The organism is Halodurantibacterium flavum, from assembly GCF_042681825.1.
GTDB classification, from domain to species: domain Bacteria; phylum Pseudomonadota; class Alphaproteobacteria; order Rhodobacterales; family Rhodobacteraceae; genus Halodurantibacterium; species Halodurantibacterium flavum.
The window spans coordinates 1-24,604 of the sequence record NZ_JBHUGH010000034.1; the positions used below are offsets into that span (position 1 = coordinate 1).

At 65.8% G+C, this 24,604-nt stretch carries 25 protein-coding genes; all 25 read right to left on the reverse strand.

The annotated features are described in order from the left end of the window. Positions 1 to 166: 166 nt before the first annotated feature. The 25 genes from ACFSGJ_RS18010 to ACFSGJ_RS18130 all read right to left on the reverse strand — a co-directional run bounded on the left by ACFSGJ_RS18010 (position 167) and on the right by ACFSGJ_RS18130 (position 24,600). On the reverse strand, positions 167 to 559 hold the full coding sequence (locus ACFSGJ_RS18010; protein WP_390265083.1) for a hypothetical protein: 393 nt from the start codon (positions 557 to 559) through the stop codon (positions 167 to 169). Beyond that, positions 556 to 1,809 carry a hypothetical protein gene (locus tag ACFSGJ_RS18015; protein ID WP_390265085.1) on the reverse strand — a complete coding sequence of 418 codons (1,254 nt, stop codon included), beginning with the start codon at positions 1,807 to 1,809 and terminating at the stop codon, positions 556 to 558. Before ACFSGJ_RS18015 ends, ACFSGJ_RS18010 begins: the two co-directional genes overlap by 4 nt. Further along, positions 1,809 to 2,078, reverse strand: coding sequence for a hypothetical protein (locus ACFSGJ_RS18020; RefSeq protein ID WP_390265088.1), 270 nt, complete (start codon positions 2,076 to 2,078; stop codon positions 1,809 to 1,811). The genes ACFSGJ_RS18015 and ACFSGJ_RS18020 overlap by 1 nt, the downstream gene beginning before the upstream one ends. Then, a complete protein-coding gene (locus ACFSGJ_RS18025; RefSeq protein WP_390265091.1) occupies positions 2,078 to 2,329 on the reverse strand; it encodes a hypothetical protein in 252 nt (83 codons plus the stop codon). Before ACFSGJ_RS18025 ends, ACFSGJ_RS18020 begins: the two co-directional genes overlap by 1 nt. A gap of 12 nt (positions 2,330 to 2,341) precedes the next feature. Next, the gene (locus ACFSGJ_RS18030; protein WP_390265093.1) at positions 2,342 to 3,427 is read right to left on the reverse strand and encodes a hypothetical protein; all 1,086 of its coding nucleotides are present in this window, start codon (positions 3,425 to 3,427) and stop codon (positions 2,342 to 2,344) included. Continuing rightward, positions 3,424 to 3,891 carry a hypothetical protein gene (locus ACFSGJ_RS18035; protein ID WP_390265096.1) on the reverse strand — a complete coding sequence of 156 codons (468 nt, stop codon included), beginning with the start codon at positions 3,889 to 3,891 and terminating at the stop codon, positions 3,424 to 3,426. Before ACFSGJ_RS18035 ends, ACFSGJ_RS18030 begins: the two co-directional genes overlap by 4 nt. Then, the gene (locus ACFSGJ_RS18040; protein WP_390265099.1) at positions 3,888 to 10,214 is read right to left on the reverse strand and encodes a hypothetical protein; all 6,327 of its coding nucleotides are present in this window, start codon (positions 10,212 to 10,214) and stop codon (positions 3,888 to 3,890) included. Before ACFSGJ_RS18040 ends, ACFSGJ_RS18035 begins: the two co-directional genes overlap by 4 nt. Continuing rightward, the gene (locus ACFSGJ_RS18045) at positions 10,214 to 10,654 is read right to left on the reverse strand and encodes a DUF6950 family protein (protein WP_390265102.1); all 441 of its coding nucleotides are present in this window, start codon (positions 10,652 to 10,654) and stop codon (positions 10,214 to 10,216) included. Before ACFSGJ_RS18045 ends, ACFSGJ_RS18040 begins: the two co-directional genes overlap by 1 nt. Then, positions 10,642 to 11,238, reverse strand: a complete 597-nt coding sequence (locus ACFSGJ_RS18050) for a hypothetical protein (protein WP_390265105.1) — start codon at positions 11,236 to 11,238, stop codon at positions 10,642 to 10,644. Before ACFSGJ_RS18050 ends, ACFSGJ_RS18045 begins: the two co-directional genes overlap by 13 nt. A 1-nt stretch (position 11,239) precedes the next feature. After that, positions 11,240 to 11,890 carry a hypothetical protein gene (locus ACFSGJ_RS18055; protein ID WP_390265107.1) on the reverse strand — a complete coding sequence of 217 codons (651 nt, stop codon included), beginning with the start codon at positions 11,888 to 11,890 and terminating at the stop codon, positions 11,240 to 11,242. Further along, positions 11,890 to 15,204 carry a tape measure protein gene (locus tag ACFSGJ_RS18060; RefSeq protein ID WP_390265221.1) on the reverse strand — a complete coding sequence of 1,105 codons (3,315 nt, stop codon included), beginning with the start codon at positions 15,202 to 15,204 and terminating at the stop codon, positions 11,890 to 11,892. The genes ACFSGJ_RS18055 and ACFSGJ_RS18060 overlap by 1 nt, the downstream gene beginning before the upstream one ends. 1 nt (position 15,205) lies before the next feature. Beyond that, positions 15,206 to 15,565 (reverse strand): DUF1799 domain-containing protein, encoded by a 360-nt coding sequence (locus tag ACFSGJ_RS18065; RefSeq protein ID WP_390265224.1) that lies wholly within the window; start codon positions 15,563 to 15,565, stop codon positions 15,206 to 15,208. Continuing rightward, positions 15,562 to 15,879 (reverse strand): hypothetical protein, encoded by a 318-nt coding sequence (locus ACFSGJ_RS18070; RefSeq protein ID WP_390265110.1) that lies wholly within the window; start codon positions 15,877 to 15,879, stop codon positions 15,562 to 15,564. The genes ACFSGJ_RS18065 and ACFSGJ_RS18070 overlap by 4 nt, the downstream gene beginning before the upstream one ends. Positions 15,880 to 15,889: 10 nt before the next feature. Further along, positions 15,890 to 16,825, reverse strand: coding sequence for a hypothetical protein (locus ACFSGJ_RS18075; protein WP_390265113.1), 936 nt, complete (start codon positions 16,823 to 16,825; stop codon positions 15,890 to 15,892). Between the two features lies 1 nt (position 16,826). After that, complete coding sequence (locus tag ACFSGJ_RS18080; RefSeq protein WP_390265115.1) at positions 16,827 to 17,015, reverse strand: hypothetical protein; 189 nt, start codon at positions 17,013 to 17,015, stop codon at positions 16,827 to 16,829. Further along, positions 17,012 to 17,446: a Gp37 family protein gene (locus ACFSGJ_RS18085; protein ID WP_390265118.1), complete on the reverse strand. Its 435-nt coding sequence runs from the start codon at positions 17,444 to 17,446 to the stop codon at positions 17,012 to 17,014. Before ACFSGJ_RS18085 ends, ACFSGJ_RS18080 begins: the two co-directional genes overlap by 4 nt. Continuing rightward, the gene (locus ACFSGJ_RS18090; protein ID WP_390265120.1) at positions 17,443 to 17,871 is read right to left on the reverse strand and encodes a gp436 family protein; all 429 of its coding nucleotides are present in this window, start codon (positions 17,869 to 17,871) and stop codon (positions 17,443 to 17,445) included. Before ACFSGJ_RS18090 ends, ACFSGJ_RS18085 begins: the two co-directional genes overlap by 4 nt. Then, complete coding sequence (locus ACFSGJ_RS18095) at positions 17,868 to 18,122, reverse strand: Acb2/Tad1 domain-containing protein (RefSeq protein ID WP_390265123.1); 255 nt, start codon at positions 18,120 to 18,122, stop codon at positions 17,868 to 17,870. Before ACFSGJ_RS18095 ends, ACFSGJ_RS18090 begins: the two co-directional genes overlap by 4 nt. Positions 18,123 to 18,213: 91 nt before the next feature. Beyond that, positions 18,214 to 18,579, reverse strand: a complete 366-nt coding sequence (locus ACFSGJ_RS18100) for a hypothetical protein (RefSeq protein WP_390265125.1) — start codon at positions 18,577 to 18,579, stop codon at positions 18,214 to 18,216. Further along, positions 18,579 to 19,556 (reverse strand): capsid protein, encoded by a 978-nt coding sequence (locus ACFSGJ_RS18105; RefSeq protein WP_390265128.1) that lies wholly within the window; start codon positions 19,554 to 19,556, stop codon positions 18,579 to 18,581. The genes ACFSGJ_RS18100 and ACFSGJ_RS18105 overlap by 1 nt, the downstream gene beginning before the upstream one ends. Positions 19,557 to 19,576: 20 nt before the next feature. After that, positions 19,577 to 19,954 carry a capsid cement protein gene (locus ACFSGJ_RS18110; protein ID WP_390265130.1) on the reverse strand — a complete coding sequence of 126 codons (378 nt, stop codon included), beginning with the start codon at positions 19,952 to 19,954 and terminating at the stop codon, positions 19,577 to 19,579. Further along, positions 19,951 to 21,042 (reverse strand): phage protease, encoded by a 1,092-nt coding sequence (locus tag ACFSGJ_RS18115; RefSeq protein ID WP_390265133.1) that lies wholly within the window; start codon positions 21,040 to 21,042, stop codon positions 19,951 to 19,953. The genes ACFSGJ_RS18110 and ACFSGJ_RS18115 overlap by 4 nt, the downstream gene beginning before the upstream one ends. Before the next feature lie 103 nt (positions 21,043 to 21,145). Beyond that, entirely contained in the window at positions 21,146 to 21,679 is a 534-nt protein-coding gene (locus ACFSGJ_RS18120; protein WP_390265136.1) for a phage virion morphogenesis protein, read from the reverse strand. 133 nt (positions 21,680 to 21,812) lie between these two features. Then, positions 21,813 to 22,982, reverse strand: a complete 1,170-nt coding sequence (locus ACFSGJ_RS18125; RefSeq protein WP_390265139.1) for a phage head morphogenesis protein — start codon at positions 22,980 to 22,982, stop codon at positions 21,813 to 21,815. Continuing rightward, complete coding sequence (locus tag ACFSGJ_RS18130) at positions 22,975 to 24,600, reverse strand: DUF935 domain-containing protein (RefSeq protein ID WP_390265142.1); 1,626 nt, start codon at positions 24,598 to 24,600, stop codon at positions 22,975 to 22,977. Before ACFSGJ_RS18130 ends, ACFSGJ_RS18125 begins: the two co-directional genes overlap by 8 nt. Positions 24,601 to 24,604: the final 4 nt, after the last annotated feature.

Here is a 24,604-nt window from a genome sequence, read left to right on the forward strand (position 1 = left end):
GATGTAGCGTGACACGAATTTTTGCAGCGTGTGACAGCAAAAGTTGCAGCAGAGCGATTTTATGAAGGCGGACTTCAATCCGCCTTCAAGGGCTCGTCAAACCCGATACCTGACTTCGTGAAAGTCATCAGGAAATCCGAAAGACTAAGGGGGAATGTGATCGACATCAGTCGTCGCCGTCCAAGCTGTCGTAGTAGCGCTGCCAGTCCTCGGGGGTATGGCCGGCAAAGAACATGCGCCGCTCCCACACGATCCGGTCTTCTTCTGTGCGCTCGGCTTCTTCGGGGAACCGGTACTGCGCCGCTTCTTCCGGTTCTTGCTGGCCGTTGGCCTCGTCGTATCCGGCCATGGCGTAATACGCGACGGGCCGCCGCATTTCGTCGTACTCGTCCCCGTCTTCGTTCGTCAGGATCACGCCTGTGGGGTACGAAGGACGCCCGAGGTTCGGAAACAGCGTGTGGGCAAAAAGGACCTCTTCTTGATCGAAGATCCGGCGGTAGTCCTCGATGTCCGCGAACTTGTAGTACACGGTCGTGAGGATCGGTTTCGCGATAGTCATGGCCAGTTCTCCAGCATTGAAAGGTACGCGAGTTCGTTGTTGGACGCGGGCGTCGGCACCCCCTCGCCATTCGCTTTCGGAGTCCATGCAATGAACTTGAAGACGTGGCCATCAAGGGCGTTCCCTGCGTTGTTGTTGCCGCCGAGGTAAATCTTCTCAAGGCCACGCGGGAACGGTCCACTGCCCGGTGCGGTGCCAGTGCCACCGTTAAGGTATGCACGACGGGTGTTATCGGAACACCTTGCCGCGACAACACTACGCTGCCCCTTGACGAGAGTGCCGGCGTTTCCGGACGAAGACCCAGAATCTCCGTCGATCTGAGTGCGGAACTGGATGACCCCGCTGAACACGACGAAGAAGCTGAAGTTGGTACTCGTTACCGGCGCGTACCCGGTAAGAATGGCCGCCTGTTGGTCCCCGACCCTGTTGTGCACGAAGTCAAAAAGCAGGCTGTAGTCGACCAACGGAAGCCAGTCTCCAACCGGAACGAAAGGAAGGTCACCAAGCTTGTTGATGATCGACCCATCGTTAGGAATGAACACCGGGTGGTAGGTGCCGGGCACAATCTGAGCACCACACACAATCACGTCTGTACCGACAGCCCCCGGACCAAATTGGATGTTGATGTCTTCATCAGCATCCGGGGTGTAAATGAACTGTACACGCCACGTCTCCATGTCGTCCATGGGGGTAGCCTCAAGGTTGGCGACCGTGCCAGTTGGCATGAAACCACCAATCGTACCGAAACTGCCGTCCCGATTGATGCGGAACACCCTACCCTGACCAGACCCGGCCCCCTGCTGGCGCATGGCGAGGCGGGGCGAATTAGCCGTGCCGAAACGGAAAACGAGCGTCACGGCATAGGGTTGACCCGCAAGAACCGGTGTGGGCGCATCGTTGAAGATAACACCGTGCCATTCCGTTGTGCTGTTAGCGTAGGCCCGTACGCCCGGAAACAAGTTGCAAACAGGGCGGTTCAGCTGCGGGTCGCTCACCGCAAGCCCTGTAGGACCACCGCCCGCCGTCCGGATATTGTTGGTGCGGGCAATGGCCCGCGTAAGAAGATTGGTGTAGGCACGCTCCCGAAGCAGTCCAACACGCTTGTGGCGGAAACTGAAGGACCGACGCGGCACGCCAGCGGGTACCTGAACGATGTCGCCGTTACGCGCGTACACCCAACCCGGTGTGGTACGTTCGTCCTGCACGAGGTCGAGGAGGTTTTTGCGGTTAGGACGGACCAAGGTGGGCATCAGACTGCTCCATAAACGTCGTTGTTGAAGTCCGCGATCATGCTCGGCTGGCCGAGTTCATTACTCGCGTAGTTGAGGGCAAAAGTGGCCGCCCCGGTCGCCCCATAGACGTCAACATCGAAGTCTGCGACGAAGGAGGGGTCGTGGCCATCGCTCATGCGATAGCGCGAAAACCCCATGATGTCTTGGTTGCCCAAGAACATCTGCACGACTTCCTTGCCATCGAAGAAGACCCGGGCAACGGGCGGTATGTTGACCAGCCGGGCCATTACTCGCCGCCCCCTTGGACGACAACGCCCGCGTAAGGCTCGACGGCGACCACGTAGAAGACCTCGGGGTCCGGGTCAGCCGGGTAATCGGCCATACTGTCGAGGTACACCACCGCCCCGACATGCGCCTTGCTTCCCCAGAACTCGGCCCGATCGGCGGCTGCATCCAGAACGGCCCGCTTGACGTTGACCGCTGAGGCCAGTGCGTCGACGGCCTGTGTCAGTGCCGCGATTTCATTCTCTACTGACATTCCTGTTCTCCTTTACTCAAAGGCGCAGGCTTCAACGAACCTGGTTTGTGAATTGGTGAAGCTGACGGCCATAATGATCATCGCCAGCCTTATGGTTTCAGTGGCATCCGCGTAGCCGCGCGCCTCTTCAGCGGCCGCTTGAGCCATGACGGACGCAGTTTCGGCCGCGACGGAGGCAGATGTGGCGATGTCTCGCGCTGAGGTGGCGATCAGAGCTGATGCATTTGCATTCCCGGCAGATTGAGCCGCATCCGATGCGCCCGCGGTAGCTTGTGTTGCGCCCTCAGACGCGATCGAGGCTGATCCCTCGGCCGAGGATGCGGCCAAGGAAGCACTTCCCGCCGCCTCTTGTGCGGCGGCGGCGGCGGGAAGGGTCGCATCGCGTGCCAGAAGTGTGGCATCTCTTGCAGAATGGGACTGCACAGCAGCAGCTTCCGCGTTCGCGGCGGCGGTTTCGCAGAGTTCTTTTGACGCGTGAACCCTCAGCTCGGCAACTGAGACGGCCGAGGACGCCTGAAGGGCTGTTTCAGCGGCATCAGACGCGATTTCCGCGGCATTCGCAGCTTCAAGCAGCTGGGCATCCATCACGTCCTTGGATGCCTGGACTTCGGCGCGGATCTCGGCCGACATGGCCTCCGAAAGCAGCGCGGCTGCAGCGGCCACTTCCGCGGTTGCGGCATAGAGGGCTGCAGATGTGTTGCTCTGGCCAGCTGCCACCATGTGCCCATTTGCCTCGTCTCGGGCGTTCTGTGCGGCGCGCACTGCGAGTTCCATTGCATCCGGTTCCGGAGGCGGCGGGGGCGCGTCGATCAGCTGGCCGAGGATGGCATGTGGCGCATCAGGGACCGTGATCATGAAGCTTCGATAAGGTCTGGCCTGCGCGTCTGCCAGCTTGGCCGCATATCTGCCCGGCTTGATGTGTACAGATATCTGCGCTGCGGGATCAGCACGCACGCTCACCGGGGCGGGAACGGTCGTGGTGCCGGTGGCGCTGGGTTCAATCTCTGCCGGCACGCGGATCAGATCGAGACGTGCACCTGGCAGAGGGCTGCCGTCGGGTGCTTCCAGACGATCGGTGACGTGACAAAGCGTCGTCATTTCGGCCTCCTTGATGCGGCTGGCGGATTTGCCGTCCAGAAAAAGCCCATGCTCACCACCGCATCGGCGAACGTCCCGTCCGACGGAAAGATGTTGATCAATGTGGCGCCGTAGCGGATCTGCAGGCCGCCCAAGGGAACGAAGTCACCTGCGTGGACAGCAAAGGATCGGCCGTCCCGGGGATAAAGCGCTACGCCTCCGACCAGATGGACCTCGAATGCATCCTCGATTAGCAGCGGAACGCCCGCCAGAACCGCCGTCGAGAGGCGGCCGTAGCTGTTGCGGTACGCGCCGACTGACCAATGAACCGGGTCTTGATCCCATGTGAGGAAGACACCGGGATTGAACTCGGTGAATTCGGTGGTCGCGCTCACATGCCACGAGCCCGTCAAAACAGACACGTGGTCCGGCGCGGCCTCGGCCGGTGCGGCAAGAGCGAGGGCAAGAATGGCAAGATGCTTCATCGGTTCAACTGCTCTATTACGATGGTGGGGTTGAGCATCGAGGCGCTGTAATTTCCGCCGGTATAGGCTCCGAGGCGGAAGTACCTGTATCCGCCATAGGGAAGATTGGCCGGATCAGCGTGACGGAGGCGGTCGAGGGCGCGGAACGACAGATTGTTCGTCCCGGAAGGGCCGGCAATGAAGCGCCTCGACCAGCCATAGACGTCGGCAGCGTCGAGCTTAGTCCATGTTGGATCGGCAAGGGTGCGCTTGCCCCAGATCGCCAGATAGAGGACTGCGCCGGACTGGTTGCTGGAGAATTCACCGCTGAAGCTGATGATCGAGAGGTTCCTGTACCCGGAGCTCCCTCCTACTTCGTAAGGCGCAGCCTCGAACAGGATGTCGATATCACCGTTGTCGTCCCAGAACACCCACCTGGGGTTGGACACCGAGCTTTCTGCAGGAACGACCAGGTTTGCCAGCACATCCGCATAGGCACGCCTGCTGACGGCACCGGAGACGATCATGTCCTGCCGCACGGACAGATCGTTGATTTCCGCAGATCCTGCCTCGGTGATCCGCCAGCCGCTCACTCCCGGCAGCCAGTTGTTCGACTGGATGGCCCCGCCGAACACAGAAAGACCGGCTGCCTGGAAGGAGGTGGTGTTGATTTCACCGGTCGTGATGCTGCCGGGGCGGATCAGGGTTGTACCCTCCTGCTGTCGCCGCGCCTCGAAGGCTGCGACCAGGAGGAAGCCTGTGCCAGCGATCCGGGCGAACCGCAGGCTGCAACGGACAGCTGCTGCAGGGGCCGTGAACACGCCCTCATAGCGCGCCCACGTATTCGAGGAGGAATTCACGGTTGTCGACGAGGTCGAGATGATCGCACCGCTGCGATCAAGCCAGACGCAGGTCAGACTGAACGATGCCGCCCCACCGGACTGAACCGCGTGCCAATAACTGACCGCGATCCGGTCGCCGCCTTTAACCGCAAAGACGCCCGGCGACATCTCCTGCGCCGCTGCCGCCTGCGGAACATAGAGAACATACCGCGTCGGCGCGTTCGTGTAGATCCCGGCGCCAAAGATTGACGTATCACGGACCTCGATCCCCTGGGCATTGCTGATCGGTGTCCAGCCGCGCAGGTCGCCCCAGGAGAGATCGCCATTGGGGATCAGGTTGCCGGAAAGATCCGTCACGACCAGATGCTGCATCGCAACCGACCCGTCCAGAAGGATATTCTCGGCGGATATGCGGGCCACCGAAACGGGGCCCGTTGGATCATTCGCAGCGACCAGCTCCAGGGCCGCCGCCTGTGAGCCGGCCTGCGCGCGAAACGCGATCATCGCCGAGGCATTATCCTCAAGCGTGGCGATGGCAGTTGCCTGCTGGGTAACTGCGGCCGTCACGTCGCCAAGCTGTGCAGAGAGACCGGTCGTGGCGCTGGCGATGGCACTGTCGGTCTGGGCGCGGGTGTAGACCTGGTTGAGGATCAGCGCCTCGACGGCGCTGCTTTGGACGCCCAGGCGTTCGATCCGTGCCGTGGCCGGATTTGATATGCGTGCCCCGATGACCGCAAGGCCCACCCGGCAATAGCATGATCCGGCCGGGGCATTGCGCAGCGCTGTCCGGTCCCCCGCTTCCAGGTCCGTAGTGGTCGTGGTGATGAGGCCATAGTTCTCGTCGAGCCACGACCAGTAGATCCGAAAGAAGTCCGGCTGAGCGGCGGTCCCCGAGACCAGGCGGGCACGGATATTCACCCGCACCGGATCGCCCTCAACCGCATCCACCACCCCGCGCGTGCGGATCGCTTGCGAATTCGCTCCGGTGGTCGTGACATAGGCGTGCCCATCGACATAAGACCATGCCGCATTCGGCGCACCGACTGTTTCGGGCCGACCCGAGGCCCCGGCGGTCCAGTAGATCGCGCCCTGCGACCATTCGGAGGGCTGAGCGGCGCGCATCAAGCTCGATCGGACGGATTGCTCGTATCCGGCCGCGATCTGCGCCGAGCCATCGGCCGCGGTGGCGCTGACGGCTGCCGCAGACGCGGACAGGGATGCCTGGCCTGCCGCTGTGGTGGCCTCCTGCCGCTGTTGGCTCGCAATCGTTGCAGCCTGTTCCGCCTCGGTCGCCCGCACATCGGCGACCGTTGCACTCGATGCGGCAGCGGAAGCCCCATGTCCGGCCGCCGTCGCCGCATCGGCCGCGAGCGTGGCTGCCGTTGAGGCTGCCGCGGCCGATCCTTCTGCGTCCTGGCGCGCGGCCACCGCCCCTGTCTCGGCGGTCTGGGCCCCCGCGCGCGCGGTTTCCGCGACCAGACGTTGTGCCGTCGATGCCAAGGCTTCCTGTGCGGCTTCGTTTGCACTGGCCGCGGCCGTCTGACTGCTGGCAAGTGCGGCGTTGGCTGCGAGTTCTGCATCCGTCCGGGCCTCTGCTGCGAGTGCTGCGGATGATGATGCGCTGGCGGCGGCGTCTTCTGCGTCTTGCCGCGCTTCAGCGGCGTCCTCTGCCCGCAGCCCGGCCTGGGCGCGCTCGGTCGCGGCTTGCGCAGCCGAGATCTGGGCAGCCTCGGCAGAAGCACCCGCCTCGCTGGAATATGTTCCTGCGGTCTGGGCCGATTGTGCAGCAGCGGCAGCCGCGTTTCCGGCCGAGTTTGCGGATTGTGCAGCGGCAATCTGGGCCAGTTCAGCTCCTGCGCGAGCTTCATCAGCGTTCGCCTCGGATGTTGCTGCCGCTGATCGGTGGGCTGCAGCTTCCGATGTGAAGACACCGTTCAGCAGCTGTTGCGCCTGATTACGGACCTCTTGCGCGGCAGCAAGCACATCGACCGTCTCGGCTGTGTCGCTCACCTGGGTGCTTGTCTGCTGAACAGCCGATACGGCCTCCGTCGCCACGCCTGCGATGAGGGCTGCCTGAGAGAGAGCACCCTCTGCCGTCTCCACAGACAGCGCCGCCGCGTCCTGTGACACCTGTGCCGAGGTGGCAGCCTGACCGGCGGCTTCGGTTGCAAGAAGCGCCTGATCAGTTGCCGCAGCCATCGCGCTCTCGGCCGTCTCGCGTGCTGTAACCGCGATTTCGCGGGCCGCCTCTGCGCCGGTGCGGGCGGTTTCGGCGGCCTGACGATCAACTGCCACCAAGGCGGCATCTTGTGCCGCCGCGCTGGCGTGTGCCGCGGCTGCGACGGCCGAGGTCGATGATGCGGTTGCCGCATCCTCGGCACCTGACAATGCCGCCTGAGCCAGAACGCGGTCCTGTTGCGCCGCAGTAGCCGCGACACCTGCATCATCGGCCCGCGCAGAGGCGAGCGCGGCACTGTCGGCGGCAGCATCGGCCTTGTCGCCTGCTGCGGTCGCGGCCGTAGCTGCGTCGGATGCTGAGCTTGAGGCCTGGGACGCCGCTGCGGCAGCATCTTCCCTTGCGGACGCAGCCGAGGTGCTCGCGCTCTCGGCCGCGGCACGGGCCGTTTCTGCGCTCAGCCGTTCCCCCTGTGCCGCGGCCGCCGCAGCCGCGGCATCATCGACATGCGCCTGCGCGGCCACGGCGGAATTCAACGCTGCCTGGGCTTGCCCTGTGGCATCATTAGCCGCCACCGCAGCTACCCCTGCCTTTTCGGTTGCCACCGCGGCAGCGCCTTCAGCGTCATCCCGGGCGAGGGCAGCCGATGTGCTGGCGGCTTCCGCACTCGATCGTGCCGTCTCCGCGGCCAGTCGTTCCGACTGTGTCACGGCGGCGCTGACTTCCGCATCGGAGGCGCTGGCAGCGGCGGCGGTTGCACTTTCAGCGGCTGCGACGGCGCGGATGTCTGCCTCGTCGCGGGCGGCCTCGGCGGCAGTGACGGCGGCGGTGGCGGCTTCCGCAGAAGATCCGGCCTCATCTGCCCGGGCGCCCGCGGCCTGTGCGGACCCTGCGGCCGCGACAGCTGAACCATCTGCAGACGATGCGGCTTCCTGCGCCTCAATCCGCGCTGCCTGCGCTGCGGCTGCAGCCGCAGATGCAGCCTGTTGATAGGTTTCGCTGCCGTCGCGCGCCGCCTCGGCATCCGACAGGATATCCAGCGCCTGTAACCGCGCGAGGGCGGCGGCTTCTGCGGCGGCCTCGCTTGCCTCCTTGAACGCCAGAGAGCCATCACGGGCCTCGCGGGCTGCATCCCGATATGTAAGCGCGACAAAGTTGGACGCTTCATTGCGCACAGAGGCCGCGGCTGCCAAGACGCGCAGCGCATCGAGATCGTCGCTGGCAGCCTCGGATGCCGTCTGCGCAAGATCGCGCGCGGCTAGCGCCATGTCTGCGGCCGCGCGCGCCGCATCGTAATCGACGATCAGCCCGGCCATGTCTTCCTGCAGACCGTCCACAAGGGTCTGCATCTGGTCGCGAACCGCCTCGGCCTCTTCGCTCGCGAGGCGGGCCGCTTCAACGGCGGCTTCTATCCGGTCGATTATTTCCGGGAGGATGTCCTGCTCGGCAAGGCGGAGATCGGGCGACACTGCACCGACCCACTCGCTCCAGACTGCGGTTCGCCCGGTCAGAATGAGCCGACTACGCCCTTCATAGGGTGTTTGCGGCAAGATGCCGTCTGCCAGGACAAGGCCGCCCGAAGCGACTGCCATCGTGGAGCCGCTGCGCAGGTCGGAGGCACCTGCGACACGGATTTCCCACTCGATTCCGTCGGCGATGATATCGCTGTTCCAGACCAGACGAAGCGCAGGGCGGCGATCGGCGCCATTGTTGTCGCGCAGGACTTCGGGCAGCAGGTTCCATCCTGCGACGATCTCGGGATCGGGCGGTGTAATGCCGGTTGAAGGCGGTATTGAAGGCAGTTCGAACTCGGGTGCCCAGTCATAGTCGCTGTTGTCGACCTCGCGGATCGAGTGTCCGACGCAGCATGTCATGAGATCGTCGACGACCTCCGCCACCTCGAAGAGCTTGTCTTCATAGCCATGCCGCAGCGAAGACCAGGTGAGACAGTCGAGGGGTTCGATCGACTGGGCAGAAGGGGGCAGCACATGCCCATGTACACGAAAGCGACGTTCATCCTCGATCCAGGCACGCATCAGGCGCTGGACCTGCAGGGGATAGGGCGTCGCGGGGAGCTGAACGCTGGCCACCTTGCGGCCGAACCGGTCCGCCGCCTCCCAGTTCGCGTTGTAGCGCGCCGGGGCATCCCGGACCTGCCAGAGCGCGTCGGGATCAGGGTATTGCGCCTCGATGCCGTTATGGGTGCTGTCGAGGTCAGGGAACGGATCGTGGGTCTGTTCGCGGCTGACAACGATGTCGCCGTCCGTCATTTGCATGATCGGCAGACCGGGCGCGCCGACGCGGATTTTCCATATTCCGGCGATATCGGCGATGCGCCCGGAACAGCCCCGTAGCACCTTCTCCAGGGCTTCGGCCGGCACCTCCGACAGTGCGACCTCCACACCGCAGCGAAACTGTGGTTCGGCCGTACCATCTCCACGGGCGACCGGCAGATCGCAGGCATTCATCGCCGCAAACCAGTTATCGAGTGGCAGGTCCTGCGGATCGATCGACCCGCCCCAGACATCGCCGCCTGGCAACCGGATGCCGCGCATGATGTTATAGGCAATTACCGCGTTGTTGCGGGTTCGCGTCCAGCCGTCCGGGTTGTTCCAGCGCTGCGGCCCCAGCCCCCCAACTGAGCTGTCCTGCCGCGGGTCATAGAGCGGGATTCCGTCGACCTCGATGAGGTAGCGCGGCACCTGCGTCAGCCGTTCGCGATGATAGCAGAAGGTCAGGATGGCGTAGCAAATGCCGTGGCCGACCATCTTGTGGTCCCATGGCCGATCCGGATGATTGCCGTATTTCGCCAGCAGCATCGGGTCCGCCGCGGTCTGGTTGCCGTCGTAGAAGCGTATCCAGATAAGGCCGTTGTACTGGCCCAGCACCGGCAACCCGAACTCCGGATGAGGCTGAGTGCCAAGTTCGACATAGTCGCCATTGACGATCAGGCGCGACAGTGCGGCGCCCGGCGCCGAACAAATTTCGATCACATGCGTCAGGAAACGGTTATCGCGGCCATGGGACATTGGCGGGCAGACGGCCGAGCCCGCGGTCGCGGTCCACCCGAGTATGATCGACTCCGGATGTTCCTCTCCCGTCAGTGTGGTAGAGGTGGTGATCCCCGCCTGCATCTGACGCTGCTGGGACCGGAGTGCATTCGACAGGGCCGATACCGCCACGGAGGTCATCAACTTGACGGCGATCCCGCCAAGCGCGGTCGAGGCAAACGCCGCACCCACGGCCCAGCCGCCGAACATGGCCGATCCGAGTGCCGGCGCCCCGAAGCCGACTGCCCCAAGGATGAAGCCTGCCGCCGCTGCCATCAGCCGACCTTCCAGGCAGAGCGCGCGGAAAGCAGCGGGGCAAGTGCCAGACCGCCCTCTTCACCCAGGACGAAAATGGCCGCCCCCTGGATCACGCCGATGGCAGGAAGACCGTCAGTGCCCGGCACCGCAGCCAGATCCCCCGGAACAGCGCGGGATGGATGGATTACGGGCAGATGTGCGTCGAGCAAGGCGACATGATCGGCATGACCGGCGCGGCGCAGGATGCGCTGCCCACCCCTGAAGGTCGAGTAGCGACGGCGCCAGGGAGCTGCGAGATCCACACCGGTCACCGCCATCACCGCGCCGGCGGCGAACAGCATGCAGTCGAAGCGGCCAGGGACCAGTTCTTCGGTGCGACAGGCCATGACGAACGCCGTCAGTCGGGCCTGCCAGTCGGGCAACCGTGGGAGTGCCGAGCCCTCCATCAGCGCCCCCATCTCGTTTCGATGGTGCCGGCCATGGCCGAGAAGCGTCTGAAATCATCGTCGCGTCGCGCCTTGAGGGCTTCATGCGAGCGCTTGCGCGAAACCGGTATCGTCAGGGCCCGCGCGGCCGACGCGATCTGAAGCTCCACCCTTGCCCCCGATCCCTTGGGAGGCGTCGAGACCGAGATCTTGTCGATATAGCCCTTGAGACGTCGATGCGGCTCATCCACCAGGCCATGCGTTTCCGCGTCGAAGACCGCCCTGTGAATTTCAACCGGCGCGAAACGCGGATCATATCCTCGGATTACCTGCCGCACTTCCGGGGCCAGCGGCGAAAGAACCACACGATGCAGGCGCACCTGGAGCCCCGTGCGGCTGGTGATCGGATCGACGGCGAGCAGTGCGCCCGCGCCGTAATAGGTCCGGACCTGGCCGCCGATCACGAAGTCGCGGTGATCGTCCCCGTTCCAAAGGCCAAGGGCTTCCTGAACACCCGTTTCGCGATTGAGTGCCTCGATCCAGATAAGAACCCGCGCCATAATCGCGCGTCGGGTCGCGAAATACTGCTGCGTTTCAGGGGTGAACAATGTCGGCATGTCAGTACCTCAAGGTCTGACGCCATCTGAACGACGCGCCTTCAGTGATCGTCGAACTGACGGTTCCCGGATTGGTCGAGCCCGGAAGGATGATGGCCGTGCACCACGGACGCAGCAGCCGGACCGGGCCTAGTGATGTGGCGCCTGCCCGCAGATGCGGGACGACCTCGAACGAGACGGTTCCAGCCGGGTCTGCCATGGCCGCCAGATCGACGACCTTGTGCAGGGCGCGACGGACTGGGTTGCTGCCGTAATCCCAGCCCAGATAGTCACCCCGACGCAGCACATATCCCGCCGGCAGGCCGCTCAACCGCAACTCGCGGGCTGAGAGTGCCGAGACCGTTACTGTCGCCGTGCCAAGCTGCGCACCGTCGGGATCGTTGCGCGGACCGGGCCGGTTTGTGTCAAACGCCGCAAAGCTGCGACCGGCAGAACGCAGGACGTCGATCAGCGTGATCGCGTCGGCGGCCTCGTCGCTGGTGATCCTGCCCAGGGTGATTTCGCCCTGCCAGAGGCGGGTTCCTAGATCCGCCGTGATCAGGTCCCCCTGATCGGTCTCGGAAAACTCCATCGCCTCCTGCAGTTCGAAGGTCATGCGGGAGATCGGCAGCCGCCGCAGGAAGTCATCGGTGGAAAGCGGAAATGTCAGCATCAGCCGACCCTCCAGGGATCTGAGGAAATCTGATGAACGCGCTCCGGAAGGATGTTGCGGTCGTAATGCGAAAACGCCTCGGAAACCCCGTCCTGAACGACCGCGGCCGCGACGCTGGCGCTGGTGCGCTCGACGGCAGCACGCAGGCGCAGATCGTCGTCGACGCTGATGCGCAACTCGATCGTGTCGCGTCGCGTCAGGTCGCCTTGTGCGCCGGAAGCCGGACCGGATAGCGGGCGCCCGAGCGGGGGCGGCGGCACATAGCCGAAGGCGCCGCCGCGCGCGAACGGGGTCGGTGCGGCCATCTCCGGAGGCAGGCTGACGCCGAGCTTGCCGGAGGCCAGGCGCGTCAGTGGCAATGTTGTTTCCCGGTTGCCGACCAGCGCACCCACGCCTGCGCCCATGGCATGGGTAAGCGGCATGATCGCCTCGGCACCCGCCTCGCCCATCACGCCCAACTGGCCAGGCCTGTCGCCATAGGCGAAGAGCGTCGGCGCGCCGATCACATCCCCAAGCGCATTCATCCTGATCCCGAAGAGGCTGCCCAGGAACCCGCCGAACAGCCCCGATCCGCCATTCGTTGCGCCCCTCGCGCCGAACAGCAGATTGGAAAGATCGGTGGCCGCCACATCCGCCAGCTTGTCCGCGATGCGGTCGAGAACGTTCGACAGCATGTTGCCCGCGTTGACCCCCGCGCGCATGTCCCGGATGAGACCGCCGATCGCGTCGTGGCCGAGATCGCGGACGTCTTCCATGCGCCGCTGGACATCTTCGAGTGCTGCGGCTTCCTCCAGCCGCGTCCGGATCAGACCCTCGATTTCTTCCTTTTCCCGTCCCGTGGCGGCGGCGAGGGTGTCCCGGTGCCGGATCATTTCCTGGCGCACCGGGTCAAGCTCGCGCAGGACATCCAGTTCTTGCCGGAGGCTTGCGACCAGGTCGCGGACCGCCTCGCGTTGCTGCTCGGCTTCGCTCTTGCCGCGGCCGCCGCGCTGACTGCGCGCGGTTCCCCAGTCGATGCCCCCGATCCCGACCGGCGCCCGGCGGGGGCGATTGCGCCGGCTTATGCCGTCCGGCAGCGGGTTCCCGGCGTCATCGAGCTCGACATCCGCAAGCGCTCCCAGGGCGGACACGCCTTCCCAGAGAGCACCTGCGAGGGTCTGGGCCTTGCTGATCGCCCGGTCCAGCCAGCCACCACCGGGTTCGCCCGCCTCGATATCCCGCAGTTCGTTATAGGTTTCGCGGGTCCGTTCCAGCAGCGTCGCCATGGCGGCATCCCAGGCGCGGGTTCCCCCTTCAGCCCGCAGCGCCGCTTCCCAGGCATTGAGGACGGCCGCGCGCTGCTGGCGGGTGATGTCGAGCGCATCGAGACGCGCGGCCAGCGCCTCGCGCTCATGGCTCATCTGGGTGATCTGCCAGGCGACGCTTGAGCGGCCGTGATCAAGCTCGATCCGCGCCAGTTCCGCCCGGCGCTGGTAGGAGGTGAGCATCTCATTCGATGTCGAAAGCGCCTTCTGCTGCTCGGCCGACAGAACCCGCGCCGAGTCGGCGGCATCCGACATGCGATGGCTGAAGTTGGCAGCTGCATGCTCGGCCGCCGAAGAGCGGGCTTCCGCGTCAGCCATTTGAACAGATAGGGCCGCAACGTTTTCCCTCGCCTCACGCATCCGATCGGTTTCGCCGAGCGAAAGGCCAAAAAAGTTCGTGTAGAAACTGGCGTTCTCGAGCTCTCTCTGAGCCGCCTCCAACGCCTGTCTGATCTGCGCGACATTCGCCTGTGCCAGCCTTGCCATGGCGTCAAGGCTCTGCTGGTTCATGCTGCGATAAAACTCGTCCGTAGCCCGGTTGAGCTCGCCTTGGGTGCCCGCCAGTTCGGCAATCGACTGCGCTACCTCGCCCGCGCGCGACCGCGTGTTCCAGAGGGCGAGGCCAAGCGCGGTCACGCCGGCTGCGGCCAGTCCGATCGGCCCCCCGAGCATCGCCATGGCGCCGGCGAGCGCCCGGGCCGTTACCGCCTTTGCGGCCAGGGCGGCGGTCAGGCCGCGGGACGCGATCGCGCCGGCCGTGAACTGCGTCGTCATCAGCATGGTCGAGACGTTGAGCGCCCGGATCGCGGCAACCGTGGCCGGAATGCGCGTGGCGGAAACGACCAGCAGGACCTGCGCGAGCGTTTCGCCGCCGGTCGCCATGCTGAGCATCAGCCCCTCGAAATCCGCCTGCGCGAGTTCGCCGATGCCTTCCGCGATCCGGTTCAGCAGATCGGCGGCCGCCGCCGAGGCGCCAAGGGCCTGATCGACCGTGCCGACCAGGGCGGTGATGCTGTTGCGCAGGCGCAGGAAGCCGTCGGCGACGGTGCTGGGCATCTCGCCCGCCTCGCGACGGACATCGGAAAGGGCGCCCAGCATGGCGCGGGCGATCACGTCGCCGGTGATGCGCCCTTGCGAGGCCAGATCGCGCAGGCCGCTGACGGTGGTGCCAAGCTCGGTTGCCAGCGCCTCTGCCACCCTGCCGCCATTGGCAAGCACGGTCTCAAGCCCGTCCGCCTGCAGCCGCCCCGTCGCCATCGCGCGCGACAGCGCCATCTGGACCGATGCGGCTTGCTGCCCCTTTGTCGCGGTGATGACGAGGCTGTGGTTGAGCGCCTCGGTGAAATCCCGTGTCTGGGCGGTGCTGTAGCCCAGGTCACGCATGATGCCGACATTCGACGCGAAGCCGGAAACGGTCTGATCGAGGCTTGAATAGGTGTCGTTGGCCAGACGCAGCATGTCCTGCATCAGCTCCGGCGCGGCCTCCATGTCCCGGATCGCCGCCCCGATCCGGGATTGCAGGTCCGACCAGTTATCGGCCATGTCCCGCATCCGCCCGATGCCGAGGCCTGCCAGAATGGCGGCGCCGGCCGTCGCGGCCGAGCGCGCCAGCCGAGTCAGATCGCCCACCCCGCCCGTGGCGGCCGTTCCCTGGGCACGCAGCGCCTCGATCTGCGCCCGGATTGCGGCAGTCAGTTCGTTCATGGCCTCGGCGGCCACGTCCGCGCCGCCCGCCATGCTGTCCTGCGCCGCGCGACCGGTCTCGCGCATCGCCTCGCCGAGGCCAATGGCACCCTGACGGCTGAAGGTTGTGGCGCGGCCGAGATTGTCGTTCGCGGCGGCCATCGTGCCGAGACCGGCAGCCGCAGAGCTTGCGGCGCTGCCGACCGAGGCAATGCCTCCGCTCGCGCCTTCGGCCTGCGTCCTGACGCCCGCGACCGCCTGCGCCGTGGCAGCCAGTTCGCGGCGGGCCTGTTCGGCCTGGGCGTTCAGTACGAGCGAGAGCCGCATTTCAGCCACGACGGTTCAGTTCCTCGACAGCGCCTGCCTCGATCAGGCGGATTTCAGACCAGAGTTCCGGGGTTACCGTCAGGCCGGCGAGCGCGAGCCCGGCCTGTGCGGCGGTGTAGTCAAGGCCGATCCAGCGGACCGATCCGTCGGCAAGGGCGAGGCCACGCCACTGCCCGGAGATCGCGAGAAAGGCCAATGCGGCATCGACATGGTCCGGCCAGAGCCCGTCCGGCTCGGGTGGTCTCCTGCGGCCCGGGATGCGCGGCAGGCCCCAGCGCAGGGCATCCCGTTCGGCTTCGCCCGGGCGCTCATCGTCCCGGCCGAGATCGCCCCTTGCCCAAAGCCGGCCCGCATGGATCAGTTTCCCCGGCGCGCGCCCGAAATTGCGTCGCTATAAGCCGAGAGAAGAGCGACCCGGACATAGAGAAGGGCCGCCAGCTGGTCGCGCACTGCATCCGAATAGGGCACCGGCACGCCCTGATCGTCCGCGATATCTTCCCAGCCGATCCAGATCTGGCGCAGTTGCTCGGTCGGGTTCCGGTCCAGCTTCTCGACCTCGTCCCAGGGCAACACCCGGAAACGGGCCTTGAACTCCTGGTCGGAATACCCGCCGTCCACGGGAACGCGGACCCGGACCTTATGGGTGAATTCGGGATTTTTGCTGATCTTGAGCATGATGGTCCTCTCAGGTGAAGGTGATCGCGAACTGGTCGTTGCCCTCGTCGTGCAGTGGCACGAGGCGCAACGGCCATTCCTTGATGCCCTGCTGTTCCTCCAGCCCCGCCAGTCGCTGCATCTGCGCGCGCGGGACCGTGATGCCGACTCGGTGGCCGGCGGCGGTCCCGTGCTGCAGCGCGACAGGCAGCTTTGCCCGGGTCTGCGCCTGCGCGAAGGGGTTGAAGGTGGTGAGAGGCACGGCCTCGACCGTGGTCTCGATCATTTCAGACCGGCCGGTGATCAAAACGCTCTCGGAACCGATCAGGAACCGGGTCTCGACACGGTTGCCGAGGTTGAGCGCGAAGCTGCGCATGACGAAGGGGGCCCCGCCGATGGTGAAGACGGGCGTGTTCGCGCTGGTGGCAACCTGGACATCCGCATCGATCTGGTCATCGAGATCCGGCACGACCGGCTGCACTTCGCTCGGCATGACAAAGAGGCCCGTCATGTCGATCTCGGCCATCGGGACGCCCGACGCGTTGACGCGCAGGACGGCCGTGCCGCGGCTGCCCTTCAGGACGTAGCGCGTGTCGCCAATCCAGAGATGGATGGCGGCGCTCTCGTGCGCCCGGGACACGGGCGTGTAGGTAACCGAGGTATTGTCGACGATCACCTCGGCGCATCCGCAGGCCCGCAGGATCTTGCCGGCCGCCGGCGCCTGACCGGCGGCGCCGCTCGCCACCAGCTCGACGTTGAACTGCATCCGGACATGGATATCGGCCGGGATCGTGCCTTCTGCGCCCATGAAGGGAAGTTCCAGATCCCGGCTCACATCCTGACCTTCCATCGGGGTCAGTCGGATGTTGGTCGCAAGGATCGCGTCCGAGGCGCTCAGCACCGGCGCCTGCCCGTAGCCGGGTTCGATGGCGCAGAGAAACACCTTCTCGTTCCAGAAAATGGCCATATCAGTCGTCCTTCAAAGGGGTCTTCAATGCCGGCTTTCCGGCGGGTGCGGGCGCGGCGCCCGGTCTGACAGGGTGTTCCTGCCCCCGGGCCTGCGGCCGGGTCAGGGTGCCGTCGGGCAGGCGCACATAGCTGCCGCCTTCGCGGGGGTGTGTCGGGGCAGGCGGGGCTTCGGATTTGGGCTTGCTCATGTCGGGCTGATCCTCAGATGGCGGGTGACGGCAAAATCGAGCTGGTAGACAAGGACGCCGGCACCGACGTTCAGCATGCGTCCCTGCGTCACCCGCAAAGGTCCGGGCACATGCGGCGGGCGGAAACCGGCGAGCGCTTCCATCACGCTTTCGATCAGTTGCGACAGTTCGCCCGGCTCGCGCGGGCCGCGCGGATCGACCGAGGGTCGCACGAGAACCACCGTCAGGGTTTCGTCGAGGGGCTGAACGAAGGCACCCGTTGCGGCCTGTGGCGCACCACCCCGCAGGGACATTGGCAGCACATAGGCGCCGCCCTGGGCGTCGCGGAACGTGTTGCTGGCCATGAGCCGCGCGAAATCCGCAGCGCCTTTCACCCGGCCCCGCAGCTGCGGCACCCGGGCATCCAGACGTTGAACGACAGCCTCGATCATATGAAGCCCTTGAGGTTCTCGGCGCTCAGCGGGCGCTCCCGATCGGTGATGCGCGCACCGGTGCCGCCGGATGGCGTGGGTTCGGTTGTCGCGGCGGTGAGCACGATGGTGCCGGCCGCGATCTCGCGCAGGGCCCGGATCGCGCCCTCGTAGTCATCCTTGATCTTGGCCTCCGGCGAGTACCGGTGGAGCTTGTAGACCGCGATCGAAAGCGCGATGTCCGTGATCTGGGGCGGCACCTCCGGCAGGGGCGTGACGTATCGCGCCCGCAGATAGCCGTCGATGACGCCGTCCGTGTCCAGGAGAGCTCGGGTGACGGCATCGGCATCCACCGTTCCCGCGGGCGGGTCTGACCGATCCGTCAACATGACGATCAGATCCTGCCCATAGCGATCCGTGAGCCCCTGAAGCGTGGCGTAAGTCATACGTCATCCCCGGATAGTTCGACGCGGCCCGGCTGCATGATGGCGCGGTTGACGGCCATGAACCCCTGTTCGATGCCGCTCCGCCCGAGGGCCAGCCAGCGCGGGTCCACTTTCACCGCCGGATCGTCGCGGAGCATGTCGAGCAGCCGGAGAACCCGCTCTTCGAGTTCCTTGTTCGCCCGCACGAGCTGCAGTGCTGCCTCGGACTGGGCGCGATAACCTGGTATCGGTGTGACATCGGATCTGGTCATGGCATCGTCCTCTGGATGGTCCCGGCGGCGATAACCGCCGCCGGGCAGGCCCCGAGGGGGCGAAAGCACGGTACGGGGAGGATCGACCGGGCTATTCGGGCAGAGGTTCCGCGTCGTCCCAGTCGCCTTCCACGGCGCGGGCCGTCCGAAGCGCGCCATGCTCTTCCGCGGTCAGGCCGACGGACGTTCCGGCCAGGACGAGCTCGCCGTCATGCAGGATGGTCGTCGTGGCCGTGAACAGGCGGCGGCCGGGGGCGGCGGGCGCGTCGCCAGAGCCGAGGTCTGGATCAGGTTTCGGAGCGGGACGCGGATCGGGTCCGGGGGACGTTTCCTGCCCCCCGGCCGCAGCCGGCCCTGCAACGTCCGGCTGTTGCGCCGTCTTGGCCGTCGCGCCTTCGGTCGGCGCGGCGGCATCCTTGACGGCCTCGGTATCCTTGGATTTCGGTGCGCGTCCCATCAGGCCACCGCGTTCTCGATGAAGTAGCCTACGTCGCGCGCGACGACGAGCTCCTTCACCCGTTCGCCGGTCCGCACGCGCACACCGCCCTGCAGGCCGACATCGGGATCGGGAATTCGTCCCGAAACCCGCGAGCCGTATTCGGCGGTGAGCCCGAACGTGATGCCGCCCCCCTCGACCATGGCCGTGTCGTTGAGGTGCAGCATGGCGATGTGCTTGCCCCAGGCGCGTTGCAGCGAGACCGGCTGGCCCGGGCGGGCGGTATTGTGCCAGGCATCGCCGATCAGCACGCGGCGCAGGCCCTCGCCCGAGAAGATCTCGATGAACTGCTCGATCGAGACGATGCCCTGGTTGGTGAGGTTGCCTTTGGCCGCATTGACGATCACCGGGTGCGACGAGAGCTTCGACCAGACCTGCCGCCCCATGACCAGCGTGTTGGGGGCAAAGATCAGGGTGCCTTCCATGCCGGCCTTCAGAACCGAGATGGGATCGGAGTTCGCGTAATCCGAGAAGCGGGACCCGCCCGACAGGACGATGCGCTTGTCCGGCGCATAGGTCTCACGGTCGTGCACGATCTGGGCCACCCGCACTTCGCGGATGTTTTCGAGCGTATCGGTGAGCATCGAGACCGAATGGGCCTCGGGATCATAGGCCGAGAGGTTCTGGGCCCGGGCGGTGGCGGCCGCCTCGATGTCGGAATACGGGATCGGGGTCTCCAGGCCGAAATCCTCGACCGAAGAGGTCTGCTCCTTGCCCCCGAATTCGAGCTGCTGGACGCGGCCGCGACGTCCGACGCGGGCATCCGGCGTGTTGAACGCCTCCGAGATCGGGTACTCGGTCCATTTGAACTTCTCGCCCGAGACCGGGCGGCGCGGCAGCACCTGGTCGGCGATCCGCATGGCTGTCGTATTCCGGTATCCGACCGAAATCGCGGTCAGGACCGGATCAACGACGAAGGGACGATTTGGGCTCGACATGAAACCTGACCTTTCAGAACTTAGGAATGGATGACCGACTGCGAGAGCCAGACATCGATGATGTCGCCCGCGACGCCCGGCTGATCGGCCGAGCCGATGACCTGGACCGCGCCCGTGCCGGGCTTGACGGCCTTGATCGCGCGACCGTCCGCATCGGTGGTCAGCGGATCGCCCGCAGCCACCGTTCCCCCGAGCTGCACCGCGGCGAGGCCCGACCGATGCACATCGCACATGCCTCCGGCATCGGCACCCATCCGGTCAGATACGCCGAGGAGCGGGCCGGAGGCGGCATTGGCTTGCCGGATGCTCTGGCTGGTGGTTGGCGCCGAAAAGGCCACGATGCGGCAGCCGAGGATTGCGGTTGCCGCGTGATATGCGCGGATAAAGACGGGGATCACTGCTTGCCCTCCCGGACTGCGACGACGGCCGAAGGCCAGTCGATGGACATGCCTGCCGCCTCAAGCTTCGCCTGGTAGGCACGGGCACGGGTGATGAGATCCTGCTGGCTCTGCAGCGAGGTCGAGATCTCGGGCTGCACCTCGGGCACCGGATGCCCGCCGAGCGTCATGAGCGGCAGGGCATCCACCACCTCGATCGCTTCCTGGGTGTTCCTCATGTGCAGCGAGATGTAGTAGTCGCGCCGCGGCTTGATGCCGACCCGGCCCTTGCGGATCTCGCCATCCACCCAGGCTTCCGCCTTGTCGCGGGCATAGGCGTCCCGCACGGCGTTGAGGGCAGTGGTCGCGCTGGTGAGCTCTGCCTGCAGGGCGGTGATCGCATCGCCATCGCCGCCGGCGACCTTGCGCACGGCCGCCACGATCGCCTCGGGATCGGCATCCTGGGGCACGCCCAGGGCGACGCCGATTTCACCCATGCGCGATTGCAGCGCGGTGAGTTCGGGCGCGGGCGCGGCGGATTGCTGATGGAGCGCGGTGATGCGCTGGACCAGCGCATCCTCGCCGACCTCCGCGTCCAGACCGAGCAATTCGGCCAGGCGTCGGGTCAGGGACATGTTTTCCTCCTGATGAAGCGCGGTCAGGCCGCGCAGATTGGGGCGATTGACCAGCGATGCACGCAACACGCCGATGACCCGCATCTGGCGGTCATGCGCGATGGCCGGCGAGATGCCGGAATAGGCGCGCTCTGCCATCAGTGTCCGGCCGGTCGGGGTCCATTCCACGCGCCCCCAGATACCGTCGGCCCGCGCCTGCAGGTCGACAATATGGCCGCGGGCGGGCGCGGGTTCGCCGCGAGGGGCAGCGAGATCGATGGCATGATTTTCGTCGATCGGCAGCTTGGCCGATCCCTGGAGCGAGGCGGCGATCACCGCCTGCGCATCGGTCATGCGATAGGGCCCGCGCCCGTCATGGGTGGCGATCGTCTCGCCGGCGGGCAGCAGGTGTATCCAGTCCGGTGCCTGCGCCTCGGGGGCATCGGGCACCGGCATGACCTGCATCAGGGCGATATTGGAACACGTCTTGCTCATGGGGCGAAAGTCGCCCGATGCGCGAAACCGTTCTAGGCACTACGGTTTGTGGGGAGCCTCGGCAGGGGATATTCCGGCACCCTGAGCCGCAGGCCGGCGCCGGTCAAGCCCCAGCCAGCCGTTCGATCCATTCCGAGACTGTATCAAGGATGCCGGCCTGATCGTCCTCCGAGAGGCCCAGGAACGGTCGGGCGGGGATGTCGCCCCAAGGTATCGGGAAGAAATAGTCCTGTGGGTTCGGACGTTTTTCCGAAGGCTGTGTGCGCCCCATCCGGGCCCCGAAGGCGCCCTGCTCGGCTCCGAACTGCTGAACCGCCGCATAGATCAGCGACGAGCCCCATTCCACGCTGTCCGCACTGGCGCTGTAATGGATTTCCGATGAGAGGCGGCGGCTTGGGCCGAAGAGCGGCCGCGGGTCCTCGGGATCGCGGCGCCGCGCATAGGCGTCGAGCGTGGTCTGGGATTTCGGTGCCCAAGGCTCACCGTCCGGCGAGACCCCTGCGACGAACCGCTCTTTCGTCGAAAACACCAGCAATTCGCCGATGTCCTGCATAACCGGGGTCATGTCCGTCAGTGCCTCCCCGATACGCTTCAGAGCGGCCTCGACCTCACGCTCATTGATATCGAATGCGATCATGGCTATGTTTTCCTTGCAGGTGCGACACGGTAATATTCTCCCGGCCGTAGCACGATCTTCGGATCGGAGCGCCATGCGGGGTTTCCGGTTCGCCGGGTGGGGGGCCCCGCCGCCTGCGTCCCAGCCACCTGCATCACACGCCCTTGCGCAGATGACGGCGGATCGTGCGGTCCCGCTCGGCCGCGTCGCGGCTCAGGCGCCGGAAGCTGGTCAGGAAAAGACCCCGGCCTGTACCTGTCGCCTTGACCACGAGAACGTAGCCGCCTGTTTCCGCGTCGGCAATTTCCTTGATATAGACCATCGATCTCGGTCCATCCTGAACCCTGTGGCTCGGATCGGATACGACCTGCTGGGCTTGCGCGTAGTCGCGCGGGGTCAGTTCCGGATGCTCCCTCAGCTGCTTGCGGACGGTTTCCGATGACATGTCGGCAACCCTGACCGAGGGGGCGAGCCCCAGTGCCTTCACGTCTGCCTCCGGTATCCGGACGAGCGGCCAGTTCCCGTCCGGATCGCGCAGCCAATCGGCAAAGGCGGGTCTCTCCAGCCAGTCCTGGATCAGATCGATCGACGGGCGATCAGGAAGGTGATCCAGCTTGGGACGCAGATCGCGGATCGCGTCCACGGCACTCAGCCCGGGCGCATAATCCCAGCCCCGGTCAATCCCCCGGGGCGCTCCTGTCCGGGCGTCGATCCGGTCCCAGCCTTCGGGAAGCGCTTTTTCGGGATCGCCGCCCAGCCGCCGCGCCATGCGTGCCGACCGCGCCCCCAGAACGTAGCAGCTGCAGCCCCAGCCGTTCGGCGGTGCGAATTTCTGCCAGAACTCGTGATCAGGCGGCTGCGTCACCCCGTCGAGGGCCAGATGCTCGGGGCGCGGGTCGCGCGATCCGCCGTGCTTGTAGACCCAGAACTCGTAGCCGCCCTCGCGCAGCTGGGCGCTGCGGCCGGCGGCATAGGTGGTCGAGGCATTGGTCCGGTAGATCGTGCGTGTGCGCCAGGCCTCGCCGCCGGCGGTGCCTTCGCCAGTCCAGCCGTGCCATCCCCGACGCTCGACGATGCCGCGGAAGTCGCGCCTGAACTCGTCAAGCCCGCGCCCCTCCGAGATCGCCTTGTCCACGGCCATCGCGAGATCCGCCAGCAGATCGGCCTTGGCGGCGCCGGCGACCATGAACGCCCGGTCGTGGGCGCTGCGGCTGATGTCATCCCATCTTGCGGTCGGCACCAGGTTGCCGAGCCGGAGCCGATAGGCTGCGACCTGTTCGGCAAAGGGGCGCGCCATGACGGCGCGCAGGGCCGGGTCAGCCATCGCTTTCCTCGTTCAGCGCGATACGGCCGGCCAGATGTGCGGCCATCATCCCCTGAGCCAGCCGCGCAGCAAGACCCCCGCTGTCGAGCGTCGGGAACGCGGCCAGCAGCATCTCCCGGAATTCCTCCAGCGAACCGGCCGCAGTCAGCATCGCCTCGATCGTCTCCAGCATCCGGCCCATTTCCGGCTGGACTTCCGCGCCCATGCGATCTGCCAGGATGGCCTCCGGGGCGGGCGGCTCTGTGCGAGCCGCTGAGGGCCGTTCCGCGTTCAGGGCGGTCGCAGGTGCCGGACGGGCCGCACCCCCTTCAAAATCGCCGGAAAACCGTTCAAAAATCGAACCGGGGCCCGGGGGCGACACCTGCGGGGCGGATACGCTGAGGATTTCTGCGCCGGGCGCAGGTTCCGGCAGCCCCAGCTTGTCCCGGATGACCGATTGCTCGACACGCAGCCCCAGCGGCACCAGCTTGTCTAGCGCGCTTGTCAGCCCCGCCAGGTCCTCGGCTTTGGGCCGTGCGATCAGCAATCGGGGATAGCGCTTCTGCGGCCCGAATTCGAGCTGCACCCAAGGGTGTATCAGGTCGCGGTTGAGGACCGCGCTGATCGCCCGTGCATCGGACGTCTCGATATCCTCCTGCACCAGCCGGTGTTCGCGCCCGACGGCATGACCGCCGGCGATCGCATCCGTGGTCGCCGTCTGACCCAGAACCGCTTTCGATATCTGACGGTCGAGCCAGTCGGCGCGGCTGAGATAGAGATCACCCGAGGCCGAGACCTGCCCGGTGTCGATGAACTCGATCGACATCGACTCCGGGATGATCGCGGCGCAATCCCCGGCGATATTGGCGACAGCCCGAAAGAGCGTGTCCTTGTCCTTTTCGCTCGCGCCGGCGGACCATTTGCCCAGGCGCAGCGGCTGGCCATAGGTCTGCACGAATATGGCCCAGTCCCGCAGCGTGAAGGCCTTGAACATCCAGCCCCAGAGCGCGAGACGCGCGAGCCCGCTGCGCAGCGGCACACCGGATTTTGCCCGGATACGCGCGTTGATGTACTTGCCCGGCTCAAGGGGCAGTTCGCGCCCGCTGTCATCGAGCCGCAGCGGCGTCGTGAGATCGCGCCGGTCGAAGCGAAACCACCGCGGATCGCGATATTCGAGCCGCGCCGGCTGCCATTGTCCCTCCGAGGTGTCCCAGATGATCTCGGTGAAGGAGAACCCTTTGCCGATACAGTCGAGAATATCGAACATCTCGTCGCTCAGCTCATCCCGGCCGACCCAGTCGCGCACCATATCGGCGATCCTGACATCGGCCTGATCGTCCGAGGCGGCCTCGACCGTGATATCGATCTGGCTGACGGCCCGCCGCCGGGTGCCCAAGACGCCCAGATAGTGGGGGTCGCGCTCTTCCACGGTTTCGGCCAGTTCCAGGTAGCGCACCGGATCGCCATGATCGGCCTCGCGCAGGATCTGCGCCAGCCGGATCGGGTTCAGCCCGTCACCGGGATAGCTGGTCAGGGGCGAGCGCACCCCACCGATCGTCGCTGCGGAAAATTCCTCCGTCATCGCTTCGCGCCGGATCGGGCGCCCCCAGCGATCAAGAATTCCCGGTGTCTTGGCCATGTCC